Annotated in this window: 21 protein-coding genes; 7 read left to right on the top strand and 14 right to left on the bottom strand. The window is 58.2% G+C overall.

The window, feature by feature from the left end:
* Positions 1–19 precede the first annotated feature (19 nt).
* Positions 20–1,249 (top strand): aromatic acid exporter family protein, encoded by a 1,230-nt coding sequence (locus HMPREF1292_RS01575; protein WP_021351994.1) that lies wholly within the window; start codon positions 20–22, stop codon positions 1,247–1,249.
* Positions 1,250–1,289: 40 nt separating this feature from the next.
* Here the strand turns inward: HMPREF1292_RS01575 and HMPREF1292_RS01570 are convergent, their stop codons facing one another.
* Positions 1,290–2,258: a hypothetical protein gene (locus HMPREF1292_RS01570; protein ID WP_034645473.1), complete on the bottom strand. Its 969-nt coding sequence runs from the start codon at positions 2,256–2,258 to the stop codon at positions 1,290–1,292.
* Positions 2,259–2,364: 106 nt separating this feature from the next.
* Between HMPREF1292_RS01570 and HMPREF1292_RS01565 the strand changes: the two genes are divergently transcribed.
* Positions 2,365–3,657, top strand: coding sequence for an adenylosuccinate synthase (locus tag HMPREF1292_RS01565; RefSeq protein ID WP_021351996.1), 1,293 nt, complete (start codon positions 2,365–2,367; stop codon positions 3,655–3,657).
* 6 nt (positions 3,658–3,663) lie between these two features.
* Positions 3,664–5,184, top strand: a complete 1,521-nt coding sequence (purT, locus tag HMPREF1292_RS01560; RefSeq protein ID WP_023018439.1) for a formate-dependent phosphoribosylglycinamide formyltransferase — start codon at positions 3,664–3,666, stop codon at positions 5,182–5,184.
* Here purT and HMPREF1292_RS01555 read toward each other — a convergent pair.
* From HMPREF1292_RS01555 to HMPREF1292_RS01545, 3 genes are read right to left on the bottom strand one after another with little or no spacing between them, the layout of a single operon-like run.
* Positions 5,181–7,688: a serine/threonine protein kinase gene (locus HMPREF1292_RS01555; protein WP_023018438.1), complete on the bottom strand. Its 2,508-nt coding sequence runs from the start codon at positions 7,686–7,688 to the stop codon at positions 5,181–5,183. The two genes, purT and HMPREF1292_RS01555, sit on opposite strands and share 4 nt — an antisense overlap.
* The gene (locus HMPREF1292_RS01550) at positions 7,689–8,795 is read right to left on the bottom strand and encodes a glutamate ABC transporter substrate-binding protein (protein WP_023018437.1); all 1,107 of its coding nucleotides are present in this window, start codon (positions 8,793–8,795) and stop codon (positions 7,689–7,691) included.
* Positions 8,792–10,318: a hypothetical protein gene (locus tag HMPREF1292_RS01545; RefSeq protein WP_023018436.1), complete on the bottom strand. Its 1,527-nt coding sequence runs from the start codon at positions 10,316–10,318 to the stop codon at positions 8,792–8,794. Before HMPREF1292_RS01545 ends, HMPREF1292_RS01550 begins: the two co-directional genes overlap by 4 nt.
* A 50-nt stretch (positions 10,319–10,368) precedes the next feature.
* On the opposite strand from HMPREF1292_RS01545, the gene HMPREF1292_RS01540 reads away from it, so the two are divergent.
* Positions 10,369–10,878 (top strand): NUDIX domain-containing protein, encoded by a 510-nt coding sequence (locus HMPREF1292_RS01540; protein WP_021352002.1) that lies wholly within the window; start codon positions 10,369–10,371, stop codon positions 10,876–10,878.
* A 104-nt stretch (positions 10,879–10,982) separates the two neighbouring features.
* Here HMPREF1292_RS01540 and HMPREF1292_RS01535 read toward each other — a convergent pair whose 3' ends face one another.
* Genes HMPREF1292_RS01535 through HMPREF1292_RS01520 form a run of 4 tightly spaced genes read right to left on the bottom strand, consistent with a single transcriptional unit; the run spans position 10,983 to position 15,136 of the window.
* Positions 10,983–12,575, bottom strand: coding sequence for a phospholipase D-like domain-containing protein (locus HMPREF1292_RS01535; protein WP_023018435.1), 1,593 nt, complete (start codon positions 12,573–12,575; stop codon positions 10,983–10,985).
* A gap of 3 nt (positions 12,576–12,578) precedes the next feature.
* Positions 12,579–13,403, bottom strand: a complete 825-nt coding sequence (locus HMPREF1292_RS01530) for an exodeoxyribonuclease III (protein ID WP_023018434.1) — start codon at positions 13,401–13,403, stop codon at positions 12,579–12,581.
* A 35-nt stretch (positions 13,404–13,438) separates the two neighbouring features.
* Positions 13,439–14,509, bottom strand: coding sequence for a GNAT family N-acetyltransferase (locus HMPREF1292_RS01525; protein WP_023018433.1), 1,071 nt, complete (start codon positions 14,507–14,509; stop codon positions 13,439–13,441).
* 9 nt (positions 14,510–14,518) lie between these two features.
* Positions 14,519–15,136: a peptide deformylase gene (locus tag HMPREF1292_RS01520; protein WP_021352007.1), complete on the bottom strand. Its 618-nt coding sequence runs from the start codon at positions 15,134–15,136 to the stop codon at positions 14,519–14,521.
* A gap of 16 nt (positions 15,137–15,152) precedes the next feature.
* Here HMPREF1292_RS01520 and HMPREF1292_RS01515 point away from each other — a divergent pair, with 16 nt between their 5' ends.
* The 3 genes from HMPREF1292_RS01515 to HMPREF1292_RS01505 are packed head-to-tail and all read left to right on the top strand — an operon-like array spanning position 15,153 to position 17,528.
* Entirely contained in the window at positions 15,153–15,422 is a 270-nt protein-coding gene (locus tag HMPREF1292_RS01515) for a DUF3263 domain-containing protein (RefSeq protein WP_023018432.1), read from the top strand.
* Between the two features lie 10 nt (positions 15,423–15,432).
* Positions 15,433–16,278, top strand: a complete 846-nt coding sequence (locus HMPREF1292_RS01510) for a LytR C-terminal domain-containing protein (protein ID WP_156912275.1) — start codon at positions 15,433–15,435, stop codon at positions 16,276–16,278.
* Positions 16,278–17,528: a glutamate--cysteine ligase gene (locus tag HMPREF1292_RS01505; RefSeq protein WP_023018430.1), complete on the top strand. Its 1,251-nt coding sequence runs from the start codon at positions 16,278–16,280 to the stop codon at positions 17,526–17,528. The genes HMPREF1292_RS01510 and HMPREF1292_RS01505 overlap by 1 nt, the downstream gene beginning before the upstream one ends.
* Positions 17,529–17,536: 8 nt before the next feature.
* On the opposite strand, the gene HMPREF1292_RS01500 is transcribed toward HMPREF1292_RS01505, so the two are convergent.
* Genes HMPREF1292_RS01500 through HMPREF1292_RS01475 form a run of 6 tightly spaced genes read right to left on the bottom strand, consistent with a single transcriptional unit; the run spans position 17,537 to position 24,128 of the window.
* Entirely contained in the window at positions 17,537–17,935 is a 399-nt protein-coding gene (locus HMPREF1292_RS01500) for a monovalent cation/H(+) antiporter subunit G (protein WP_021352011.1), read from the bottom strand.
* Positions 17,936–17,937: 2 nt separating this feature from the next.
* Positions 17,938–18,213, bottom strand: a complete 276-nt coding sequence (locus HMPREF1292_RS01495; RefSeq protein ID WP_021352012.1) for a monovalent cation/H+ antiporter complex subunit F — start codon at positions 18,211–18,213, stop codon at positions 17,938–17,940.
* Positions 18,214–18,216: 3 nt separating this feature from the next.
* Positions 18,217–18,792, bottom strand: a complete 576-nt coding sequence (locus HMPREF1292_RS01490) for a Na+/H+ antiporter subunit E (protein WP_023018429.1) — start codon at positions 18,790–18,792, stop codon at positions 18,217–18,219.
* Positions 18,792–20,570 carry a Na+/H+ antiporter subunit D gene (locus tag HMPREF1292_RS01485; protein ID WP_023018428.1) on the bottom strand — a complete coding sequence of 593 codons (1,779 nt, stop codon included), beginning with the start codon at positions 20,568–20,570 and terminating at the stop codon, positions 18,792–18,794. Before HMPREF1292_RS01485 ends, HMPREF1292_RS01490 begins: the two co-directional genes overlap by 1 nt.
* A complete protein-coding gene (locus HMPREF1292_RS01480; protein WP_021352015.1) occupies positions 20,563–21,069 on the bottom strand; it encodes a Na(+)/H(+) antiporter subunit C in 507 nt (168 codons plus the stop codon). The genes HMPREF1292_RS01485 and HMPREF1292_RS01480 overlap by 8 nt, the downstream gene beginning before the upstream one ends.
* Positions 21,069–24,128 carry a Na+/H+ antiporter subunit A gene (locus HMPREF1292_RS01475; protein WP_023018427.1) on the bottom strand — a complete coding sequence of 1,020 codons (3,060 nt, stop codon included), beginning with the start codon at positions 24,126–24,128 and terminating at the stop codon, positions 21,069–21,071. The genes HMPREF1292_RS01480 and HMPREF1292_RS01475 overlap by 1 nt, the downstream gene beginning before the upstream one ends.
* Positions 24,129–24,168 lie beyond the last annotated feature (40 nt).

The following is a 24,168-nucleotide window of genomic DNA, read 5'->3' as shown; positions in this document are numbered from 1 at the left end:
GCAGGTATTTTCGGCGCCTATGGCAAATAACAGGGTCTCCACCCGCGAACGACTGCGGCATTTAGACCATTCGCTGACCTCGCGCATTCTGCGCGTGCGCAAACGCTTGATCTTCATTGTGCAGGCCGCGTTTGGTGCGGGGTTGGCGTTTTGGGTTGCGCAGACGTTTTTCGGCCACGAGATCCCATTTTTCGCCCCTATCTCTGTGGTGGTGGTACTTGGCATCTCCGGTGGCAACCGTCTGAATAAAGCCCTGGAAATGTCGGTCGCTGGTGTGGTTGGTGTCGGAGTTGGCCAGCTTTTGGTGCACACCCTGGGCACCGGCGATTGGCAGATTGCCGCTGGGGTAGCGATCTCACTGGTGGTCGCGGCATTTTTATCGAAATCACTGCTGGTGAGTAACCAGGTCGCTATTGGTGCGATCTTGATCGCCACGATCATGCCGCAAGGTGGCGGCACCGAACGCATGATTGACGCCGCCATTGGCTCGGTGATTGGAATCATCTCCATCGCGTTGATTCCTAATTCTGCGTTGCGTGATGCCCGGCATGAGATCGCGAAAGTTCTCTCCGTTGCATCGTCGGTGCTGCATGACGTTGCAGAAGGTGCGGAAAAGGGAGATTCAGAGCGTATCGAAGATGCACTCCAACAGGTGCGCGGTACGCAATCGAATATTGATCACATGCTGGAAGCCACGGCTTCCGGCCGGGAAATTGCGGGGCTTTCCCCATTTCGCTGGGGCTCGCGCAAACACCTGCGTTCCATCGAACGCATTCTCACTCCCGTCGACAATGCCACCCGGAATGTGCGTGTGCTGGCCCGCCGCTGCATGGTCTTGAGCGTCGATGGCGACAAGATTACCCCGCGGTTAATCAATATCATTGATGAGTTGGCAGAGATCGCGTTGGAGCTGTCACGAATTTATGAAACGAGTGCGCGGGTTAGCCAAGCCCATGAAATTCCGGGGATTGTCAACCGCCTGCGCATCATCGGCGCGCGCACGGACCTTTCCGTGATTAGCGATGATCCGGTGCTTTCGGAATATGCGATCCTGTCGCAGGTGCGGTTTTTAACAGTGGATCTTTTGATGGTCACCGGAATGTCGCAGGAGTCGGCGGCAGCAGTGCTGGCACCAACCTCATCCACACCGGCCTACCCACCGGAAGTCTGGGAGATCGAAGACATCCAGGATAACGCGCACAATGCGGCGAATCGTTACGACGATTCTGAGAACTCCCAGAAAGAGTAGAAGAGAGTAGCAGAGGGTAGAGGACGCGGCGCCCCGGAACTCACGGACGGATGATTTGTAAATCCCGCAGATGCCGGTAAAAAGTCACTCGTTTTTGTGGGCGTTTGCTGCGCACTCCGTCGACGTGTACCGCCATTTCCGGTCCACCGGCTTGTACCGCACGCCCAGTGACTAATGAATGCGGATCTAGCTGGCTGACGCTCGCCCCGGGGTTCTTTTTCTTGCGCCAGCGTGCAAACAATCCGCGGGGTTGTGGTGCTGCGGTGTGCACTGCCGCAGCAATGCCAGGTGCGTTGAGCATTGGCACTAAGCGGGCGCCGTAAGCCAGGGAACGGCTGGCGTTATCTGCGCTGCCCTGGGCATCTTGCTGCAGCAAGGTGGCATCGTCGACGATAATTTCCCCGGTCATGGCGGATGCGTCCCATTGGCTGATAGCCGCGGAACCAGCCACGGCCTGTCCGGCATCATTGCGGATCAGCGGGACGGGTTTGACCTCGCCAGTCAGCGCCAGCTTGAGCGCGGCAGCCGGATCAGCGGGAATGGACCAGTTTTGTGCTGCAGTGCTGGCGGTGCTACTAGCGGCGTTTTCGGTGGCCGGGCCAGAAACGTTTTTGCTGCCGGTAGTGTCTACCGCGCTGTTCGTCGGTTCCGCCACCGGGACGAATCCGATCTGTGGCCATAATTGATCCGCCCGCAGCAAGCGGGTGAGCACCGCAGACAAGGCGGCGTCTGAACCAATCACGATTATCCGCAGCGGCATCACTGGTTGTTGTGGTGCTAGTTGTGGGGCAGCCATGTGTTCTACGCGCGGTTGCGCTTGGATCTCCTCCAACGAGGGAGTGGAATCTACCGGCAATAATTCCGTAGCATGCTCGGATAAAAACTTCAGATCACCCCGGCCTGGCACAGCTGGCAGCGTAAAAATCTCCACCCCGGAAGAACGATATAAAGTCTTGGGTAAAACCAGTTCGGCTGCAGCTTCCCCGCAACGCAGAATCAGCACACGCATGCCAAGCATCGTAACCGACATTAAAAAAATTATCGCAGGTGGGGCAATTCCTAGTAGGCTATGAGGCTGATCAAACTACTGACCGCAGGGAAGTGATGAGGCAGGTATGGCAGCGATCGTCATCGTCGGCGCCCAATGGGGCGACGAAGGCAAAGGAAAAGCCACAGACATTTTGGGCGGCCAGGTGGATTACGTCGTCAAGCCCAATGGCGGCAATAACGCCGGCCACACCGTCGTTGTTGGCGGTGAAAAATATGAGCTCAAGCTGCTTCCGGCAGGAATCCTATCGGAAAATGCCACCCCGGTGCTGGGTAACGGTGTGGTCATCAACCTGGAAGCATTGTTTGAAGAGATTGACGGCCTGGAATCCCGCGGAGCGAACGCCTCGCGGTTAAAGATTTCCGCCAACGCGCACCTGGTTGCGCCGTACCACCAAACACTCGACCGGGTGCAAGAGCGCTTTTTAGGCAAACGTGCAATCGGCACCACCGGCCGCGGCATTGGCCCGACGTACCAGGACAAAGTCGCCCGCGTCGGCATCCGCGTGCAGGACATTTTTGATGAGTCCATTTTGCGGCAAAAAGTGGAATCGGCGCTGGATGTGAAAAACCAGATGCTGGTGAAAATGTATAACCGCAAGGCCATTGAGGTCGAGGACGTCGTCGGCTACTTCCTGTCCTATGCCGAACGCCTGCGCCCGATGGTGATTGACGCCGAACGCGAGCTCAATGAGGCCTTGACTGCCGGGAAACACATCCTGATGGAAGGCGGCCAAGCCACCATGCTGGACGTCGACCACGGCACCTACCCGTTTGTGACCTCGTCGAACCCTTCCGCAGGCGGCGCGTGTGTCGGCTCCGGCATTGGCCCGACCCGCATCGATACCTCACTGGGCATCATCAAGGCCTACACCACCCGCGTGGGTGCGGGGCCATTCCCGACGGAACTTTTCGACGAATGGGGTAATTACCTGCAAGAAACCGGTGGTGAGGTTGGCGTGAACACTGGCCGACGCCGCCGCTGTGGTTGGTACGATTCCGTGATTGCACGCTACGCCAGCCGCGTTAACGGGTTTACGGATTACTTCTTGACCAAGCTTGACGTGCTCACTGGAATCGGAGAAATTCCGATCTGTGTAGCCTACGACGTCGACGGCGTGCGCCATGACGAAATGCCAGTCTCGCAATCCGAGGTACACCACGCCAAGCCAATCTACGAAAATATGCCGGCTTGGGACGAAGACATCACGGGCTGTTCCACCTTTGAAGAGCTGCCACAGCGCGCACAGGATTACGTGCTGCGCCTAGAAGAACTGTCCGGAACGCGCATGTCGTATATCGGCGTCGGCCCGTCGCGTGAGCAAACCATTGTGCGCCACGACGTGCTGGCGGGAAAATAGGCTGTCATGAGTGAGAAAACGGAAGCTGCCGAAACCACGGACACGCCCAACACCATCGGTACACCGCTGAGCTCAAATGCCACCCGGGTGTTGTTGCTGGGCGCGGGCGAGATTGGTCGCGAGCTAGCGATCAGTTTCCAGCGGTTGGGCCTGGAAATCCACGCCGTCGACAAGCGCAACGGCGCGCCGGGCCACCAGGTTGCGCAATATTCCTACGTCGCAGATGTCACTGACGCGGCGGCCGTTCTGGAATTGGCAAAGCGTATTGAACCGCACTATGTGATCCCGGAAGTGGAGATCGTCGCGGTAGAAGCGCTGCGAGAGATCGAAGAAGCAAATTCTGCCGTGGTAGTGCCTGGGGCGCGGGCTTGCGAGCTGACCATGGAACGCGAAGCTATCCGTCGTACCGCCTCAGAACAATTAGGCTTGCCGACGACCGCCTATGATTTCGCCTCCAGCCCGGAAGAACTAAAAACCATTTTGGATGAGATGGGCTACCCGTCCATCGTGAAACCCGCGGTTACCTCAAACGGACGCGGGCATATGGTGGTGCGCTACGGCGATGAAGTGACCGAGGCTTGGCAGACCGCTTCTGCGGAAGCGCATTTCGACGGCCGCGTGATAGTGGAGCGCTTCGTCGACTTTGATTATGAAGTCACCCTGCTAGCGGTGCGTTCGATCGACCCGAAAACGGGCGAATTGGCCACGTGGTTTGCCGAGCCTATCGGGCATGATCACCGCGACGGTGGCCTGATTGATTCCTGGCAACCGCTGCAGTTGAGCCAGGTAGCGATGGAAAACGCGCGCTCTATTGCCGCCCGGATTTCTAATGAATTGGGTGGGCGCGGAGTTTATGGCGTCGAGTTGTTTGTCGCCGGTGATGACGTGTATTTCTCTTCGGTATCTCCACGGCCGACGGATACCGGCATGGTTACCATGGCCACGCAGCGCTATTCGCAGTTTGATTTGCATGCACGGGCAATTTTGGGTCTGCCGATCGATGTGACACTCACTTCGCCGGGAGCTGCCCGCATGCTGTGTTCTGAGGTGGATGCGGACACGTTATCTTATGGCGGGTTGCAGGATGCCTTCGCACACCCAGAGACCTCTGTGCTGTTGTTCGGGAAAGCAGGTAGTTACCCGGGCCGACGCATGGGAGTGGTGTTGTCGACTGCCGATAACACCGATGCTGCGCACTTGGTGGCGCGGGAAGCCAGTATGGAAATCACCATTGCTGCTGACGATGATTCTGTCACTGCTGGCACAGAGGGCTCTAGTGCAGGAAAAGCTGGTGCAGAAGACGCTGGTGCAGCTGGCTCCGGTGTTGGCGGTGGTGCTGATACTGATGCTGGAGGTGGCACTGGCACTGCACAGGAAACAAGCGCTGCAGCTGCCACGACGCCGGAATCACGTGCTGCGGCAGACGGTGCAGCTGCGGTTGAATCTGGGAGCAAAACTGGGCCCGAAACCGCTGCGCTAACTGAAACTGCCAGCGACAGCAGCCCTAACAGCGACAGCAGCCGTTAGAACCAGGTCGCCGGGCGGATCATGTTCGCTAAATCCACCAGAGCGTAGCGGTGCCGCGGAAACGGTGCCACTCGTGCCTGCGCCCGCAACGTGTCGTACAAGCCAGAGCGTAAACCGTGCTGGCTAAAGGTGTGCTCGAAAAGCTCGTGTGGCGAGGCCGACTGCTCCAAATCTGCTTCCCGCAAGAAGTTCAGTGCGGAAACCAATACCGCGGTTTTGATTTGTAAAAAGCGCGGCTCATTCGTTGGGATGGATTCCAATCGACGCGCAGCCCGCCGAATATACGGTTCATTCAACGGGCTGGCCAACAGCTGCAAGATCGTCGTCAAGACCGCCATGCGGTGGTGACGGGAAGCAGGGGAAACCCGATCTAAAACCTGCACTGCCAATTCCACCTGTTTTTCGGCCATTAACTGCCGTGCCAAACCGAATGCCGAAGACACCGTCGCCGGGTTAGTTTCCCAGACTATGGAATATAAACGTAGTGCATGAAAGCGCAGCGAGGCCGGCTCATCGGTGCGGTGCTCCCAAATTTCGGGGCGTGCTAAGAAAAACTCATTGGGGATGTTTGATAGCGAATCCGGGGTGCCCGTTGTGGCACGTGACAGCTCCGGCGGAAGCAAACTCAAATGGTTCCGGCCTTGCTCTTCGAGCAATAACTCATCGACTGCGGCCAGCGCGAGCTTCGGGGCTGCCTCGCCGGGAAGCAAAAACATTACCGAGGAAAAATGGTCTTGCGCATCGCGGTAATCGTCCAACAGGGTTGCAGTAACCCCGGAATACCAGCGAAAACGCCAATCGCTAGCCATATCTTCTTCTAAGGAACGCAACCATTCCCGCGCCTGGGTAGTCAGCCCCAAGTCCAGCATCGCTCGCACCACGCCCAGCGGGATTTCCTTCGAACCGACGTATTCATTAGTGTGCATCGCTTGCCTTAACGTTTCTAATGCTTCCTGCGGCTCAGTATAGGAAGAACCAGAAAGCATAGACGCGCCTGGGTCGCTGCGGTCGATCAACGGGACTGGTAGGGCAGAGACAACCTCGGCCGCGGTGATGTGCACGGACCGTTCGATGCCATCGATGAGTTGATCGGTGCGGAATACGGCGTGCTTGGTGCCAAAAGTGGTACGTTGCGGGGAAAACAACGAGTGCTGCGCTGGGTGCTGGATGCCGTCGCGAATGGCGATTACTTCCCGCAACACCCCATACAACTGGGTGCGCAGTTCTTCGATGGAAGAAAACCGGTGTTTGGGATCGTGTGCGGTTGCCCGTTGCAGTAGGCGATAAAACGACAAATAGCGCCGCAGCGTGGGTTCTTCCGACGGTCCGGGTAGCCCGGGAAGGTAGATGCCGTCTTCCGAGGGTAGGTTGAGCGTGAGTGCCGCCAAGGTGCGCCCAATGGTGTAAATATCACTGGCGATGGACGGTCCTTGCGTAGACACCTCGGGGGCCTGGAAGCCCTTGGTGCCGTAGATATAGCCGTAGGCGCCGATTCCCGAGACCGCACCCAGGTCGATGATTTTTACCTGGTCTTCGCTGATGATGATGTTATCCGGTTTCAGGTCGTTGTAGACCACGCCGCGAGCATGCAGATATTCCAGCGCAGGCAAGATTTCTAGGATATAAGCGATGGCGATATCGATGGCGACGACGTGATTGGGCTGCGAATTCCGGCGGTGGCGCAGTGAAGGCCCACCGACGTATTCCATGACGATAAACCCGCCGGGCACGCGATCGTCGTCAATGAAATTGAAAATCTTCACGATGCCGGGGTGGGTAATATCTGCTAAGAACTCGCGCTCGGCTTCCGCGGCGGCGGTTTCCTCGGCCGATTTTTGCGATTGCATCCCTTTGAGCACCACGATGCGCCCGGAAACAAAATGGTCGTTTGCCAGGTAAATCCAACCCATGCCACCGTGGGCGATCACGCCCAAGATTTCGTATTGCTGGGCGACGATATCACCGGGGTTCAGCTGCGGTGCCGGGATTTTCTTTTTTTCGATCGCCTCGTGTGGGTCAATCAGGGCTTCTTGTGGATCCGTTGGCACCACGAAGGGCAGGCGCACCATGCGGTCGGCGACTGCGCGTGCGGTGCGTTGGGCACGGCGACGTTTGCGGAAGGTGGATAGTGCTTGCCGACGAGCCCGTGTAGAGGTGTCTTCTTGTCTTTCAGCGCGCTGCTTTTGGGCTTTTTCGTCGCGGATTTTCTGCAAGTCTTGTAGCAGCGAGGCGATATTGTCTTCGTTGCTGCTGTAACCGTCGTCGCTGTTGCCATTGCCGTCCTCGCTGCCGTCGTCGTTGTCATCCTCAGCGAAAGGATCAAATGGGACCGCGGAGGTCGCCGGCTCGGCCTCGGGCACACGGCTGGCTTCCGTGTGCGCGGTCGCCTCAGTATGTTCTGCAGCCTCTGTATGTTCCGTGGCCTCAGTATGTTCCGTGGCCTCAGTATGTTCTGCAGCCTCTGTATGTTCCGTGGCCTCGGTGGGGGCAGATTTCTCAGTCACTTATTCACCATCCTCTGGGCGGTAGTGCAGCGGTGGCGGGCCCGCCGTCGGCAAGCGTCCCGCAAACCAATGACGGAACAATTCCCCCCAGGTGCCATCGGTGCGGATGCGCTCGAGCGTGGAATTGACCTGGCGCACTAGCCCTTCTGCCTCAGCAATCTCGCCGGCATGTGCGCTGCGCGCTGGTTTGGGCATGCCAACGCCGTAAATATCAGAGTCCACCGCAGGGCCCACGATTTCCGTGTATGGATCCTGGATTTCCAAGCCGGAAAGGATCACATCATCCACCAGAATCGCATCAGCTTGGTTATGCTGCATCGCATACAAGCAATCGGCCCAGGTTACGGCCTTTAAGATATCGGCTTTCGGGGAGTGCAAGCGCGCAAGGTTGATGCCGGTGGAATTATCCGTCACGCACACCGTGCGCGAGGCGAGATCTTCCAGCCGGTTGACCTCAGAATTCCGGTTGACCAGCAGGCGGGTATTCGTCGACAAGTATGGCGTAGAAAATTCCACTTCCTGTTGCCGCTCGGGGGTGATGGTGAGCGTGGAGAGTAAAAAATCTACTTTTCCGGTGCTCAAGGTATGCACGCGGTGCTGCGATTCGACGAAGCGGAAATCGACGGCGTTGCGGTCACCGAAAATATCCTCGGCTATTTCGTGCGCGAGGTCGACTTCGAAGCCAGACAACTGCCCGGTGGTGGCATCACGGAAAGACAACAAGTTTTGCGATTGCTGGATGCCGACGATCAAATAGCCACGCTCCACAATCGACGGGATGCGCTCTGCCGCGGTGCGACCGTCTGGTTTCAGCGAGCCACGAAGGGCATATTCTTCGACTTCCGTTCCCTGACGGGTACCGGCTTTTTCTACACGTGCGCCGGCGGGTAGCGGGATGCCGGTGGCGCTATCGCGCGGGATGCTTAGGGCGTCGTTTCTGGGGGTGAAGTCTGGCACAGCGCAGGCGGATAATACCAGCCCGAGCGCGGTGAGAGCCGCGACCAGCCGAAGCGGGCGGAAGCGGTAGTGGTTAGTATCGGAACAACTCCCATGGCAGCGAGAAGCATGGTGGTGAGGAGCGCGGTGGTGAATGACACGGGTGATCATAGGTATTCCACCATTCGTGGACGAATTCCCAGCCAGATGGCAATTGCCGAGAGCACCGAAAACAGGCTTACCGCAGCTGCTACCAAGTTCAGCGCGGCTAGGCTCTCGCTCAGGTAAGAGCGCATAGAATCACGCGCCGTTGCGATCAGCTCAGTCAAGGCAGCATCGAGTTTCTGGAAGGCAGCCGCCGAGCTCATGGTTTGGTTCGTTCCTGTGCTTGCTGCGTCCGGCGACGAATCCGTCGCTAAGGCCAAAGCTTGCTCGTAATTACCGGAATCCAATGCGCGCAACAGGTGGGCCTTAGCTTCATCCCATTCCTGCAAAGCCGTCCGTGCTTCGTCGATGGTGGCTGCATCGGATGAATGCAGCGCGGTGGAATTGCTGTAATCAGTCAGTGCGTCCGAAATATGCTCATTCGTGGAGGAAAATTCCAAGGAGGGGTTGTAGTTCGTCCGACGCTGCACCAAGGCCAGAATCTCTTCTGTGCGGGTGCGCTGGGCATCAATACGGGCCTGCGTGAGTGAATCCCAGGGAGTGGATGATTCCGTGAAACCCTGGCTGCCTAAATGCCAGGTGTATACGTTGGTGCCAGAAACCCAAGCCAAAGCCAGGGCCATCAGTAACGTTGCCCCCAAGAAACCGCGGTTGAAACGACGCCTGCTAATCCGCCACAACCAGTACTGGGCCAACCCCAAAAACACCAAGGCCGCGACTAAACCGGACAGCGGAACCCACTGTGGGCGAGTTAGCTGATCCTGTTGCTCCGAGACGTTATTGGCCGATAGTCGGAACAGTGAGGCCGCAGCGGGGAGGATGTCATCACGCATCATCGCCGAGGCATTCGACATATATGCCGCACCGACGGCATTTCCGGCGCGATTATTAGTGCGTGCGGCTTCCACCAACCCGGTGTAGACCGGCAGCTGGCGCTGGATCTGCACAGCTAATTGCCGGAGGTAGACATCCTCGTCGTCCGAATCCAACACAGCAGCGGTAGCTTCGCTGGCGGCGGAATCCACCGCCTGCAAGTATTGTTTGCGGGTTTCTTCCGGCTCTACTCCTGCTTGCACAAAACCAGTGGTGGCGATGGTGTCGGCCAGTGAGAGCGACATATACAAGTTGTGTGCCGAATTGCTCATCGGCTCAGTGGAGGTAAGCAGATGGTTGAGCTCGGTTTGTCGGTTGGCCACGGAATTTGCCATTGACAACCCGGCAGCGAGCAGTGCGGCGGTGAGCACAATCATGCCGACGGCCATTTTGCCCGGAGTAGTACCGAAAAACCCGAAGATGCGGGAGATGATCTGCGTAGAACCCGAAAAGGAGGAATGGAAAAATCGCCGCAGAAGTGACATGCCAGGTGCGTCGGTGGTTTTGGCTTCATCGAGCCAGTGGTCCTGGGCGTGGGCGGGAACGGATTCGACGCGCAGCGACGAGCCACGGGAGGTGCGGGCAAAGTTGGCCGACATCTCATCTTCTGCATCGACTGGGCGATCGAGGCTTGTCGCGGGCCTATGACCGTTCATTACCCTAGACTAACGCACGTGATGTGTGCTGGGCTACTAAAATAGGCGGCATGTCTGATACACACCGGGGAAGTGGCGACGGCTGGGCGGCCGGGCCGAACGGCAGCAAGCTGTGGGGACGGTTCGGCGCTGCCGGGTTGTTTTTGCTTTCCGACGATTCCACCGTGCTGATGCAGCTGCGCGCGCCGTGGACCTCTCAGGGCGGCACATGGGGCCTTCCTGGGGGAGCCCGCGACGGACACGAGACTGCCAGCCAGGCTGCGGTGCGGGAGACCTTCGAAGAATGCGGTATCGAGGAAAGCGCGGTGACCGTGCTGCGAGAGATCGTGACCGCGGGCCCGCTGCCAGGGGATCCGGAACGCCCGGAACTAGCTGGGGAATGGACCTACACGACGGTGCTGGCGAAAACCGCTGATGGCAGCGAGTTGCCGACCTTCCCAAATGCAGAATCCGATGATTTGCGTTGGGTTCCGGTAGCGGAGCTGGAACAGCTGGATCTGCTCGCGCCGTTTGCTGATTCCTTGCCCGTGCTGCGCAAGGCATTGGCGGAGTTGCGTTAATGCGTTTGCGCTAACGCGGTTGACCACTGCGTTTACGCTAACGGGCTTGGCTAGCGCGGTTGACTAATGAGGTTGGTTAGGGGAGCTGCCCTGGCCAGCCGGTGCTACTGCAATGCGGAAGTCAGCCGCATGACATTATCCACGTAACGACGGATAAATCCGCGCTGCTCCCACTTTTCTAAAGTCAGTGGGCGGCTAACCGCACGGTACGTCGCGGCTAGCTCGTTGAGATCATCAATCAGCGAACCAGACACCACAAACAATGTGGATTCGTAGTTCAAGCCAAACGAACGCATATCCATATTCGAAGAGCCCAGCATGCCAACAGCATGGACGCTATCGCAATGATTGTCTTCCGGGTCCGCCAACGCGAACTTTGAATGCAACACATACGGCGCGGGGAATTGGTAAATATGCACCCCGGCTTCCAACAAGGCTTGGTAATACGACGATTGCGCATGGTGCACCGTGAACTGGTCGGCGCGTTCTGAGACATACAATTCCACGCGCACGCCACGGAAGGCAGCGCTGGTCACGGCTTCTAACAGGGATTCGTCCGGAATGAAGTACGGCGAACACAGCACCAGGCGGTTTTTTGCGTGATGTACCACCTGGTTAAACATGCGCAGGTTCGGTTCCGAGCTGTAGCCCGGCCCCGAAGGAATCATCTGCAAGACATTGGCGTCCGAAATATATTCGGTTTGCGTGAGTGCTGCAGGCGGCGCTGTCGTTTGCGTGGTGGGCTGCGGGCTGGCTTGCGTCGTGACCTGCGCCGTGCCCTGCGTGGCGTCGTGTGCGGTGGGGTGGCGCGTTTCGGGGTCCAGCACCTCATCGGATTCTAGATACCAGTCAATGGCAAACACCGATTCCATCGAAGTGACAATTGGCCCGGATAGCTCGACCATATAATCAATCCACTGCCGACCCGCGCGCACGTTCTTGCGAATCCGGTAACTGCGGTCAATTAGGTTCAGCGACCCCATAAAACCGACCGTGCCGTCAACAATGATGATCTTGCGGTGATTGCGCAGGTCAGGGCGGCGAAAACGCCATTTCCACGGCTGCAACGGCATCATTAAATGCCAGTCGACGCCGATCGCATCCAAGCGTTTGCCCAACTTCCGGTAGCCCGGGTATTTCAAACTACCAATCTGGTCAAACAACAAGCGCACCTTCACCCCGCGGCCGACGGCGTCGGCAAGCGCCTGATAAAACACGTCGGTGGTCTCGTCCCAGGACTGGATATACACCTGCACGTGCACATAGTCGGTGGCGGAGTCAATGACCTCCGCCATGCGCTTGATTGCCTGGTCATAGTCAGCGAGCAAACCACGTTGGTCGCCAATGACCGCCGGGAACCCAGTCAGTCGACGATTGAGAGCGATCATGGACGCAACTTCGCGGGAGTTGCACAGGTGTGGCGGCATATCCGGTAATTGCCCCTGTGCGTCGTTGAGCTGTTCGTTCGCGTTTTTGTATACCTCGTGACGACGTCGGTTAATAAACGGCGAGCCCATCAGGAAAAACAGCGGTAGACCCAAAAATGGAATCAACAGAATTGCTAGCAGCCAGGCCGTCGACGATGACGGGCGTCTGCCCTCTGGCACAAAGCCAACAGCCAGGATTTTGATGGTGTAATCCAGGATAAAAAACGCGGCCTGCCACCACGTCACATCGATCGACAGCGCCGGTTCCACGGTTTAACGAACCTCGTCGAAGTCACTCGCTTGAAAATCCACCACCACCGGTGCGTGGTCCGAGGCACCTTTGCCGTGGCGCTCATCGACATCCACAAACCCCGAACGAGCTTGTTTCGCTAACTGCGGTGAGGCCAGCTGGAAATCAATGCGCATGCCCTCGCCCTTGGCAAACCGCATGGAAGTGTAGTCCCAGTAGGTGTAGCGCGCCTCGGTTAGTTCGCGGGTGATTTCCCGGGTACCGGCTTCCTCCAACATTTGGAAAGCCGCGCGCTCTGGTTCGGTGACGTGGGTGGCGCCGTCGAACACACGCAGATCCCACACATCCTCGTTGCGGGGAGCGATATTGAAATCGCCTGTGAGTAGGATTTTTTTGTCAGCGTCTTCGCTAAGCTGGCCGCGAACGTAGTCGCGTAAGGCGTAGAGCCAGAACAGCTTGTATTCGTAGTGACGGTCGGTGATCTCGCGGCCATTGGGCACATAGAGCGACCAGACCTCGGTGTCGGTATCGCCGATGCGGGCACCGATCGCACGGGCTTCTATGTTTTGCGGTTCGTCGGGATCCTTGTGAAATCCCGGCTGGCCAGGGAATTCCCGGCGGACGTCGTGGAGCTCGTGACGGGAAATCAATGCCACACCGTTCCACTGATGAAAACCACAGTGGGCAACGTGGTAACCGGCTTCCTCGAACGCCTGGTAAGGGAACTTGTCATCGGCGCATTTGGTTTCTTGCACCGCCAGCACGTCGATCTTATGGCGTTGCAAAAAATCCAACACACGGTCGGTGCGTGTGCGAATAGAGTTCACGTTCCAGTTAGCGATCCGCATGGCGCCTTATTTTACCCGCGCACGCGCGCGGACGCTCAGCGCGGGCTATCGCCCAGCCACAGTGCGCAACGATGTCGGTGATGCTCGATGAACCCCAGCTTGTGATACAGAGCAATCGCGGGGGTATTTGTGGAGATGACCTGCAAGTAAGCTGAATCCGCGCCGTGGCTTTTGCCCCAAGCCAGCATGTCCGCCCCGAGCCGGGTAGCCAAGCCACGGCGGCGCCAATCCGCGGCGACTTGCACAGCAGAATAGCCCAGCCATTTCTGGCCGTTTTCGGATTCGGTGAGCGTAGCACGCGTGATGGCCACTGTTCTGCCGGTAGCTGGTTCCAACAACCGGGCAAATCCCATGGTGCCCGCGATGCGCCCGGCTAGCAGCTGCAGTGCGTGTTGCGGAAGCGCGGTGCCGCGGAAGGTGTATAGATCAAACCATTCCTGGTCGGGGGCGTCGTCGACGCGGAAGAGGAGCTTGTCGACGGCCTCAGTGCTTGGTGATGCAGGTTCAGCGTCGGCAAGCGAGCGCGTCATCACCAAGATTTCGGGGCCCAGATCCCATTGTCCCTCTGGTGCGCCGCGCAGCAGACGCTCGGCGGGAGCACCGATGCGCTCGGGAATAAGTAGGCGCGGCGGCAAGCCATGGGAACGGTAGAACTCGAAGATTTCGGAGATCGGCACTGGAACGAAACCGGCCGAACGCCCAAGCGGAACCGCAGAATTTGAGCGTTCGGTAATGCCATCACCAGCACGCATGAGCCATTGGCCATCGGAAGAAACCTGGTTGTGGATTCCTGGGAAGGCGGCGGCGGTGGCCTCTTCTACGGCACGGATTTCCGAATTTCGGATCCGTCGTGGTGAGAGACGTTTGACCACATAGATCTCCTCGCTGGGAATGGTCACCGAGGGTTTTTCTGAGGGATAACCGCCGATCTCTTGGGGGCGTACCACCAGTGGTTCTAGTTCCAGCACATGCCCAGTGACATCGGAATACACCGGGGCATTGCGGTTACCCAGCGCGCGCCGCACGATGACGCGATCACCGACAGACACCTCGTCACTGCGGAAAATCCGCGACTTTGTGCTGCGTGGGGCGTTCGGGTGGTTCATGGGCGGAAGCTACTGCTCGTCATGGCCGAAGGGATCGCGATCTTCACCAGGCATCCAGGTCAACCCCGGTTCGGTCCAACCATTGGCCTTGATGGTTTTTTTGGCTGCTCGCTTATAGCGGCCGGTAAGCATATCGGTATACAGGAAGCCATCGAGATGTCCGACCTCATGCTGCAGGCAGCGAGCGAAAAAGCCGTAGCCTTCGATGGAAATTTCCTCACCATTTTCATTTAGGCCGGTCACCCGCGCCCAATCTGCGCGGCCCGTCGGGAAGCCTTCACCCGGCACGGATAAGCAGCCTTCGTCGTCACTGCCGTCGTCGGCGGGCATGGTTTTAGGAATCTCGGAGGTTTCTAGCTTCGGGTTGATAACACAACCACGGCGCATGCCGCCGTCTGGCTTATCGCTGCCGTTCGGTCCGTCAACATCAGGGCATCCGTAGACGAAGATGCGCAGACCGACACCAATCTGGTTGGCAGCCAGGCCGACGCCGCGGGCAGCGTCCATGGTCTCATACATGTCTTTGATCAGCTGCTGGATCTCTGGGGTATCCAGTGGGGTATCGACGATGGTCGTGGGATTATGCAGCACGGGGTCGCCGTGGATAACAATGGGGCGCACAGTCATGCCTTACAGTTTAACTATGACCGATCACCAAACGCTCACAGACGGTGGCCTTTCCGATTGTGACAGGGAGCTTTTGGATTTCACCGAACACGCCCCGCGGGCAGCCGGGGCGAAAGAAGAAGCTATCCGAACTCAGTTGGGAATGACCCCGGTGCGGTATTACCGGCGGCTGAATATTTTGTTGGATTATGCTCCCGCGATGCAGGAATATCCCTTGTTGATAAAGCGTTTGCGGCGCGTGCGTAATCGGCGCGCCGTGACCAGTTCCGATACTTCGGAATATTAGAGTGGCTAGTGTGACGAATGTATACCACGGTGATGAGGCGAACATGAACTATTCCGACGCTCGCGGCCCGGAAAATGCTAGCGGGGCAGGTGCTGGGGGAGCTGCTGGATCAGGAGCTAGTGGATCGGGGGCTGCTGGATCTGGCACGAGATCTGGTCTGCCATTGCGTGGCCTAGCGATGGTGTTGATTTCCGTAGCAATTTTGCTGGGCCTGTGGGGCATTTTCGCACTCACCAGCTCGGACGAAACCACCGCGACGAATACTGCGAACAACGCGCAAGATTCCGCCGCAGAGCAAGCCGGAGGCGACAACAACGGTGCTCCTGCAAACGGCGGCCAGGGCGATGGGCCCAACGGTGCGCCTGCCGACGGCGAGCACCGCGACGGCGCACACCCTGGTGATGCTGGCCGCGACGGTGTTGAAGACCCAGCCGGGGCACAAGAGCACCCCCATGAAGGAGGCCACCCAGAGGGCGCGCCGGGAGCAGAGCGTCGAGAAGCACCAGCTGGCCGTTCTGGTGGAGCTGGCGCTGGCGCAGGCGCTGGTGCCCCGCAGACTTTCGACGTCACCGTGCTGAACAACTCGACGGTGCCTGGCCTAGCCCACCGTGTGACCCAATCACTAGAGCGTGAAGGCCAGAAAACCCGCGAATCCGGTAACCTGCCGGGCGGAGAAAAAGTGCTGCGCGAAAACACCGTCTTCTTCCCAGCTGGTAATGCTGCGGCAGAGCAGCGCGCCCGCGAACTTGCCGACCGCGTCGGCGGTGTTGCCCGGGAAAACACTGCTTATCTGCCTGGTGAAGCCACCGAGAATAACGGCCTGACCATGGTCCTTATCGGAGAGGTTGCTCTGTAATGGCAGGTTCGTCTGAGACACCGAAAGAGGTGTTTAAACGTTCGGAACGCCCCACCGTCGGCATCGAATGGGAAGTCGCACTTATCAACCCAGAAACGTGGGATCTTGCGCACCAAGCTGAAGCGGTGATCAAGACCGCGCAGCAGATTCAGCCGGATATTCATCTGGAAAAAGAATTCCTGCAAAACACGATCGAGCTGGTCACCGGAATTTGCGATACCATTCCGCAGGCCGTGGCGGAACTCGATCGCGATCTTGCAGTGATCCGGCAAGCAGCCGAACAACACGGGTTATTGCTGTGGGCGTCGGGGGGCCACCCGTTTTCCGATTTCCGCACCAACCCGGTGAGCGCGAAGATGACTTACGCCGAGATCATCGAACGCACCCAGTACTGGGGAAGCCAAATGCTGATTTGGGGCACGCACGTGCACGTTGGCATCCGGCATGAAGACCGCGTTTGGCCCATTATTAATGCCCTGATGACGAAGTTCCCGCATCTGCTGGCGCTGTCGGCGTCTTCGCCGGGGTGGGATGGCATTGATACCGGTTATGCCTCCAATCGCACCATGCTGTATCAGCAATTGCCTACCGCGGGCCTACCACCGGCGATCACGACTTGGGAAGAATGGCAGAGCTACATGCACGACCAGGCAGCCTCCGGAGTGATTAGCCACACTGGTTCGATGCACCTGGATATTCGCCCGGCCTCCAAATGGGGCACGATTGAAGTGCGGGTTTCTGACGCCTCATCAAATTTGCGCGAGCTTTCTGCAGTAGCAGCTTTAACGCATTGCCTGGTGGTTTATTACGACCGGATGCTTGACGACGCCATCGTTGATACTGCCACCGCCGATGCCTCCACCGCTGGCGGCGATACCGCTACTGGTGCTCAAGCTAGTGCTAGTGCTGTTGCTGAAGCTAACAACCCATTGCCCAGCCTGCAGCCGTGGCACATCGCAGAAAACAAATGGCGCGCCGCCCGCTACGGGCTGGACGCGCTGGTAATCACGTCGCGGGATACACACGAGCGCTGGGTGAAAGATGAACTAGCGGACCTGGTGGAAGAGCTAGCACCCATCGCAGAAGAACTCGGCTGCAGCCGGGAGTTACAGCTGGTGGCAGAAATCGTCGACAAGGGCGCTGGCTACCAACGCCAGCGGCAACGCTTCGCACAATCCGGGGGAGACTGGAAGCAAGTAGTGGCTGCCACCGCAGAAGAGATGACAACCTGGCGGCCGCTGGAAAACTAGGTTGCTCGTTAGCTTTTGCGGGGGTCTTTTTTGCGCAGCGTGCGCTTGGCTGGGCGGTCGTTGCGCGACATCGTGGCATCTGCGCCGTAAAGGCCTTCACGGCGCCCAATGCGACCCAAGCGTTGCGCGGTAACCGGGCTGGTTAGGAGCGCGAAAATCACCAACAAGAACAGCACCCCGATATCGGATTGCCACCCAGTGTTATAGCCGTCGCCAGCCACCGGCAAGTGGATACCCGCACCGACGATGCACATGATCAAACCGACGGTCTGCGGTTTCGTGACCGCGTGCACCCGGGACATGGTATCGCCGAAACGAGCGACACCCACCGCAGCAGAAAAGACGAAAAATCCACCCGTAGTGAGCAACACCAGGGAGACGACGTCGGCAAGCAAAGCCCAATTCATAATTAGCTCACATCCCTCTTCCGGAAGCGGGTGACGGCCACGGTAGAAATAAACGCGAGCATTGCGATCACCATCATCGCGTAAACCACCGTGGAATCCGAGGTCCATGCGATGTAGGTGGCGGCCGCGCATTGCATCATCGCGACCATCCCGTCGAGGCCCAGAAGCCGGTCCAATGAGTTAGGGCCGACGATGATGCGCCAGACCGTGATCGCCAATGCTGCGCTGATCAATAGCGCAGGGATGATCAGCAGCGTGGTATACAACTCTGGATCCATGGGCTAGGTCCTTTCGAAAATCTTGATCATCCGGGCCTCCAGGGCTTTCACCCGGGCCAGCTCTTGCTCGATGCGCTCGTCGTTATCCGCGTTGAGTAAGTGAATTGTCAACGTACGGTTCGCAATATCAATATCCGTCACCGCACCGCCCGGCTGCAGGTTGTATAACGTCACCGCTAACACCAAGATGAATTCGTTGGACACACGCATCGGGGCCGTCACAATAGCGGTTTTTGGCAGCTGCTGCGGGCGCAATGCCAGCCAGGCTACATTCAGCGAGGCACTGAGCAGCTCAAAGAAAAACTCCACTAGGAACCAGGCCAGTTTGTGCCAAGAGATGTGCAAACCAGCCACCGGCATGGCCGGCAGTGGTAGCAAGTAGACCACGAGCGTGCCGACGACTAGCCCAGCGAGGATATTTCCCCAACTAATCTCGCCGACCAAGATGATCCACATGACCATCAGCCAGGTGATAAACGCTGGGCGGAAGCGGTTGCGTAAACCTTTCGGGACGCGCTTTTTTAACCGGGCTTGCCGGGCTTTTTCGGCTGCTCGTTTTTCTCGCGTGTTGGTTCCCATTAGGAATCGCCTCCCTGGACGGATTCAGTGGCAACCGGGCTGGAGCTTGGGGTGGTCTGTGAACTGGTGCTGGAGCTGGTGCGCCCGGCCCCTGCATTGCCGCTTTCTTCGCGGCGGTCTTCGCCGTCGTCCAGCCGCTCCAGTTCCAAGTTGCGTGTCGGCTCGCCAGGGTCCGTGCCCAGTACCGCGGTGCGGTAGATGTTGACGTCTTGTGCGGAGTTCGCCGCGCGATCCGTGATGCTGGCGATGGGGCCAGCAACGACGCTGATCGCGCTGGATGCGATGACCAACATTGCGGTAGCCGCGAGCATGCCAAATGGTGTGCGGCCCACCGATTCGCGCTCTGAAAATTCCACTTCCTGGGTGATGTCCGCCAGTGGGGCAGGCCGGGCCATCGCCATGTTGCCTTCCGGGGCGTCCTTGCGGTCACGTACAAAGCCTTTGGACCAGACCATGATCATTACGTACAGCGTCAACAGCGATGTGATCACCGCACCCCCGATTAATACCCACGACATCCAGGTATTGGCCTCGGCACCAGCATGGAAAAGCATGACTTTGCCAAGGAAACCGGAAAACGGTGGGATGCCGCCCAAGTTCAGCGCCGGGATCAGGTACAGCACGGTAATCACTGGTGCGGTATACATCAGCGAACCCAACCGGCGCAGCGACGAGGTGCCGGCGTGGCGTTCGATCAGGCCGACGACTAAGAACAGTGCGGTTTGCACCAGAATGTGGTGCACCATGTAGAAGATTGCACCGGATAGCCCTTGCGAGCTGCCCAGACCAATGCCGAAGATCATATAACCGATGTGCGAGACCAGCGTGAAAGACAACAATCGTTTAATGTCATTCTGCGCCATCGCGCCCAGGATGCCGATCAGCATCGTGGCTAACGCAACCACCATCAGCAAAACGTCCAGGCTGCCATCGGTAAACACAGTGGTGCGCATGCGGATGATTGCGTACACACCGACCTTGGTCAGCAGCCCCGCGAACACTGCCGTGACCAACGACGGAGCTGTAGGGTAGGCGTCCGGAAGCCAAGAATCTAGCGGGAAGACCGCGGCTTTAATGCCGAAGGCAACCAGCAACACACCAAAAATGGCGGCTTGCGTGCCACCCGGAATATCTTCCATGCGCTGGCCAATCTGGGCCAGGCTCACCGTACCGACGGCCGCATAGGTTACGGCAATGCCGAACAAAAACACCATGGAGCTGGCCATAGAGACCATCACGTAACCCACACCGGCACGCACGCGCGATGGGGAAGCGCCCAGCGTCATCAAGACATACGAGGCCACCAGGAAGATTTCGAAGCCGACGTACAGGTTGAACAAGTCTCCGGCCAGGAAAGACAAGTTCACGCCCATCGTCAGCAGCATGTACGACGGCAAGAAGACCGCAACGGGCTCATCCTTCGTATCATCACGGATGCCCTGCGCGATGGCGAACCACATCACCGCAAACAAAATGATGGAGCTGACGAACAGCATCATCGTCGACAAGCGGTCAGCGACCAGAGTGATGCCCAGTGGAGCGTCCCAACCGCCGATTTGCAGGGTTTGGATGCCTTCGCCGTCGACGACGATGAGCATGGTGGCCGAGAGCACCGCGAGTGCCAACAGGGTGAAGAACACGAAGGCACGCCGTACGTTGAGCATGCGTGGAAACAACAGACACCCGGCTGCTGCAAGCGCGGGCAGGATCACTGGCAGCGGGATTAAATACGGCATGTACGGCAGTACTGCCTCGGTAAAGGGCTCTAGTCTAGTCATCGGCGCCTTCCGTTCCTGTGGCGTCTTCGACGGGCTTTTCAAATGACTCCGGGCCGAAGCGGTCGCCTTCTTCGGTGGCGCGGCCCGTCTTCGGGTCGTCGGAGGCATCGTGGTCTGGGCCAGCGGCCGCGTTGATCGGCCGGGCGGCAATTGCTGCGTCTTCGTGGTCGTCCTCGACGACGTCGGCAGAACGGTAGCGGTACTGACGGTAAGCCAGGGAAAGCAGGAAGGCTGTGAGCGCCATGGCAATCACGATCGCCGTTAGGATCATTGCCTGGGCCAGCGGATCGGCTTCTTGCTCGCCGTACAGCGAGGACTCACTACCTGTAATGGGAGGCGAGCCGGCGGGGCCGCCAGCTTGCAGGATCAGCAGGTTCGCGGCGTTACCGATAAGCAGCAGGCCGAGCACAATCTTGGTGACTGCACGGTCAAGCATCAGATAGACCCCGGCGGCGACCATCACCCCGGAGGCGAGTAGCAGAAATAGGTTTGCTTCCATTAGCTGCGGCTCCTTTCTCCGGTTGTGGTGCGGGCTGTAGTCGGTGTTTCGGTTCCTGCTTGTTGGTTCTGTTCAGCCCTAGCTTTTTGCTGCTTGCGTTTGGCAGCCTTTTGCTCGTTCCTGCGCTGTAGGTTCTTGTGCTGCAGGTTCTTCGCGCGATCGCGAGCACGCTGCTTGCGCTCTTCGTCTTCCAGATCCAGTTGCGTACCCAGAGCCGTGAGCACATACATGGTCATGCCGATCACGATCAGGTACACCGCGGCGTCGAAAATTAACGCTGAAGGTAGTGACACTGCACCGATCACGGGGACATCAACTGACGCATAGTATGAGGTCAGCGGGGGATCACCGAAGGCCATCGGTGCCAGTGCAGAACCTGTCGAAAGCATCAGGCCGACGAAGAATAACCGTGCGGGGTCGACAGGCAAGGTCTCTTCCAATTCCGCGCGACCACCGGCGACATAACGCAAGGACAGCGCAAGAGCCGCGACCAATCCACCAGCGAAACCGCCACCGGGTGCGTTATGGCCGGCGAAGAAGAAGTAGACGGACAGCGCCATCATCGATGGGAAAAGCACGCGTGTGGCCACGTCAACCATGATCGAGCGGTTTGCTGCACGCTCGGTTTCCACCTGTGCGGCCAACCAACGGCGGGATACCGCGGTGAGGATTGGTCGACGTGAACGCCTGGTGAAGGAGTTTGTGCGGTAGATCAGCGATGCCACACCTAGCGAGGCAATGATCAGCACAATGGTCTCGCCCATGGTGTCCCAGGCACGGAAGTCCACCAGGATCACGTTCACGGTGTTTAAACCGTGCGAGATTTCTTCTGCGAGCTTTGGCATTGGCTCGGAAATTGCTGGGGCGGTGCGCGCGTTCATGGCGAACAACGCGACGGTGACCACGGAGAATGCGACGGCGATGGACAACCAAGCACGGAAGCGATTGAACTGTGGAGTGCCACGCCATTCCACGTTGGTGGGCATTTTCCGCAGCACCAGCATGAAAATGACCATCAGCACGGTTTCCACCAGTACCTGTGTCAAAGCCAGGTCCGGGGCACCGTACATGGCAAAGATAAATGCCAGGAAGTACCCAGTAACACCAACCAAAACGACAGCTGAGAGACGGTTGTGCATAACCGTTGCTGCAATTGCGGCGACGATAATCGCGATTGCGGCTCCTGCCTGCCAAGCGGATTCGCCGAGGTTAAGGCGGATATTCGTGCGATCACCCAGCAAGAGCGCTATCAATGGCAATACGGCGAGGACGACAAAGATGACGCCCAAGTTGTACTGCAGAGAACCGCGCTGGGTAGAAGCCGTTAAGCGCAGCGAAATCCGGCGCAGTTGGTTCAGGATGGCGTAATAAGCATCGTTGGCATTGCCCAGTGCCGGGTAATCGAAATGAGCTTTGGCCAGGGCACGGCGCTGCCAGTGCAGGATGCCACCGACAGCCAAAATACCGGCAGAAATAGCCAGAGGCAGCGTCCAGCCATGCCAAAGAGCTAGATCTGTGGCGTGCCCGGCAGCGGGGTCACCGTGGCCGGTGGCAGCCAGGTGTGCAAATTCTGAATCCAGGTGCTGGTTAATCGCATTCGAGATAATGCCTGGTTGTAGACCGAAAAAGATCGTCAAAGCGACCAGTACCGCCGGTGGGCCCCACAGCAGCACCGAAATTGGTTCCATTGTGGTGACTTCGTGGCAGATGCCACCACCGGTCGGGTGCGTTGGTTTTTTGCTCGCGAAGGCGCCGTAGATCACGCGGATCGAATAAGCCACCGTGAGCACAGAACCAACCACGATGAACACCAAGATTAGCTGGCGCGGGGTACCGACCAGTAGTTCTTCATGCAGCACGGCTTCCAGGGCAGCTTCCTTGGCGACGAACCCCAGCATCGGGATTACACCGGCCATTGAGGCTGCAGCCAGGATTGCGATGATTGCCAGCAGCGGTTGTTTGCGCCCCAAGCCAGAAAGATCGAAAATATCGCGGGTTCCGGTGGAATGGTCGATCGCACCGACGACCATAAATAGAGTGGCCTTAAATAGCGAGTGCGCCACCGTGAGCGCTAAACCTGCCAGCAGGGCCTCACGGGAGCCAATGGCAACCACCGAGGTGATAAAGCCCAATTGAGATACGGTTCCGTAAGCCAAAATTAGCTTCAGGTCGCGTTGTTTCAACGCCATCCAGCCACCGAGCAGCATGGTGAATAAGGCCAACGGAATGATCAGAGCGTGCCAGGTGGCAACCTGTGCGAAATCTGGGGCGAGCCGGGCTACCAGATAAATTCCCGCTTTTACCATCGCTGCCGAGTGCAAGTAGGCCGAGACGGGAGTTGGCGCGGCCATCGCGCCCGGCAACCAGAAGTGGAATGGTGCGATCGCGGATTTAGACAGCGCACCAACGATCACCAGCACAATGGAAATGCCGATATGCGGTACATCCGTGAGTTCTGCGGAGGCAGCAAATGCGCTGAGCTCGGAAAAACTCCAAGTTCCGGTGGTTTGGCCGAGCAATACGATGCCAACCAGCATGATCAAACCACCGAGCACGGTGACCATCAAGGCCTGACCCGCAGCACGGCGAGACGAGGCGCGCTCGCCGTAATAAGAAACCAGCAGGAAGGACAGAATAGAGGTGGCTTCCCAGAAGATATACAGCAACAGGAAGTTGTCCGAGCTGACCAGGCCGATCATGACGGTGGCAAAAGCCATCATCTGCCCGGCGAAAAGGGCAAGCCGGCGGGGAGTGGAGTTGAAATAGCCCCAGCAATACAGCATCACCAGGGCGCCCACCCCGGTGATGATCAGCCCGAATAAACCGGATAAAGCATCAAGCCGGAAATCCAGAATCAGTTGAATTTCCGGCACCCAGACCAGGGAATACTCCAATGTGCCATCGCCGGTAAAAGTGCCGTGTACGAAGTGCTGCAGTAACCAGAAAAAACCCACTGCGGGTACGGCTGCGAGCAAGGCGAAAGCCGACCGGCCCAACCAGCGGATCAGAAGCGGCGCCAGAATTGAGGCGCAGGCTAGGGAGCCAAGCAGGATGAGCACAATTATTCCGCCTCCCAGTTATTGCGCGTGGGCTAAAGAC

The sequence above is a fragment of the Corynebacterium sp. KPL1995 genome (assembly GCF_000477935.1).
In the GTDB taxonomy this organism is placed as follows: Bacteria; Actinomycetota; Actinomycetes; order Mycobacteriales; family Mycobacteriaceae; genus Corynebacterium; species Corynebacterium pseudodiphtheriticum.
Note: the sequence above shows the minus strand (reverse complement) of the source record. Positions and strands in the feature narration are given on the sequence as shown.

Bases quoted from the DNA above. Each gene is read 5' to 3' on its own strand.
- HMPREF1292_RS01575 (WP_021351994.1), top strand. From the start codon at position 20: ATGGCAAATAACAGGGTCTCCACCCGCGAACGACTGCGGCATTTAGAC.
- HMPREF1292_RS01570 (WP_034645473.1), bottom strand. From the start codon at position 2,258: ATGCGTGTGCTGATTCTGCGTTGCGGGGAAGCTGCAGCCGAACTGGTT.
- HMPREF1292_RS01565 (WP_021351996.1), top strand. From the start codon at position 2,365: ATGGCAGCGATCGTCATCGTCGGCGCCCAATGGGGCGACGAAGGCAAA.
- purT (WP_023018439.1), top strand. From the start codon at position 3,664: ATGAGTGAGAAAACGGAAGCTGCCGAAACCACGGACACGCCCAACACC.
- HMPREF1292_RS01550 (WP_023018437.1), bottom strand. From the start codon at position 8,795: ATGATCACCCGTGTCATTCACCACCGCGCTCCTCACCACCATGCTTCT.
- HMPREF1292_RS01545 (WP_023018436.1), bottom strand. From the start codon at position 10,318: ATGAACGGTCATAGGCCCGCGACAAGCCTCGATCGCCCAGTCGATGCA.
- HMPREF1292_RS01540 (WP_021352002.1), top strand. From the start codon at position 10,369: ATGTCTGATACACACCGGGGAAGTGGCGACGGCTGGGCGGCCGGGCCG.
- HMPREF1292_RS01530 (WP_023018434.1), bottom strand. From the start codon at position 13,403: ATGCGGATCGCTAACTGGAACGTGAACTCTATTCGCACACGCACCGAC.
- HMPREF1292_RS01525 (WP_023018433.1), bottom strand. From the start codon at position 14,509: ATGAACCACCCGAACGCCCCACGCAGCACAAAGTCGCGGATTTTCCGC.
- HMPREF1292_RS01520 (WP_021352007.1), bottom strand. From the start codon at position 15,136: ATGACTGTGCGCCCCATTGTTATCCACGGCGACCCCGTGCTGCATAAT.
- HMPREF1292_RS01515 (WP_023018432.1), top strand. From the start codon at position 15,153: ATGACCGATCACCAAACGCTCACAGACGGTGGCCTTTCCGATTGTGAC.
- HMPREF1292_RS01505 (WP_023018430.1), top strand. From the start codon at position 16,278: ATGGCAGGTTCGTCTGAGACACCGAAAGAGGTGTTTAAACGTTCGGAA.
- HMPREF1292_RS01500 (WP_021352011.1), bottom strand. From the start codon at position 17,935: ATGAATTGGGCTTTGCTTGCCGACGTCGTCTCCCTGGTGTTGCTCACT.
- HMPREF1292_RS01495 (WP_021352012.1), bottom strand. From the start codon at position 18,213: ATGGATCCAGAGTTGTATACCACGCTGCTGATCATCCCTGCGCTATTG.
- HMPREF1292_RS01490 (WP_023018429.1), bottom strand. From the start codon at position 18,792: ATGGGAACCAACACGCGAGAAAAACGAGCAGCCGAAAAAGCCCGGCAA.
- HMPREF1292_RS01485 (WP_023018428.1), bottom strand. From the start codon at position 20,570: ATGACTAGACTAGAGCCCTTTACCGAGGCAGTACTGCCGTACATGCCG.
- HMPREF1292_RS01480 (WP_021352015.1), bottom strand. From the start codon at position 21,069: ATGGAAGCAAACCTATTTCTGCTACTCGCCTCCGGGGTGATGGTCGCC.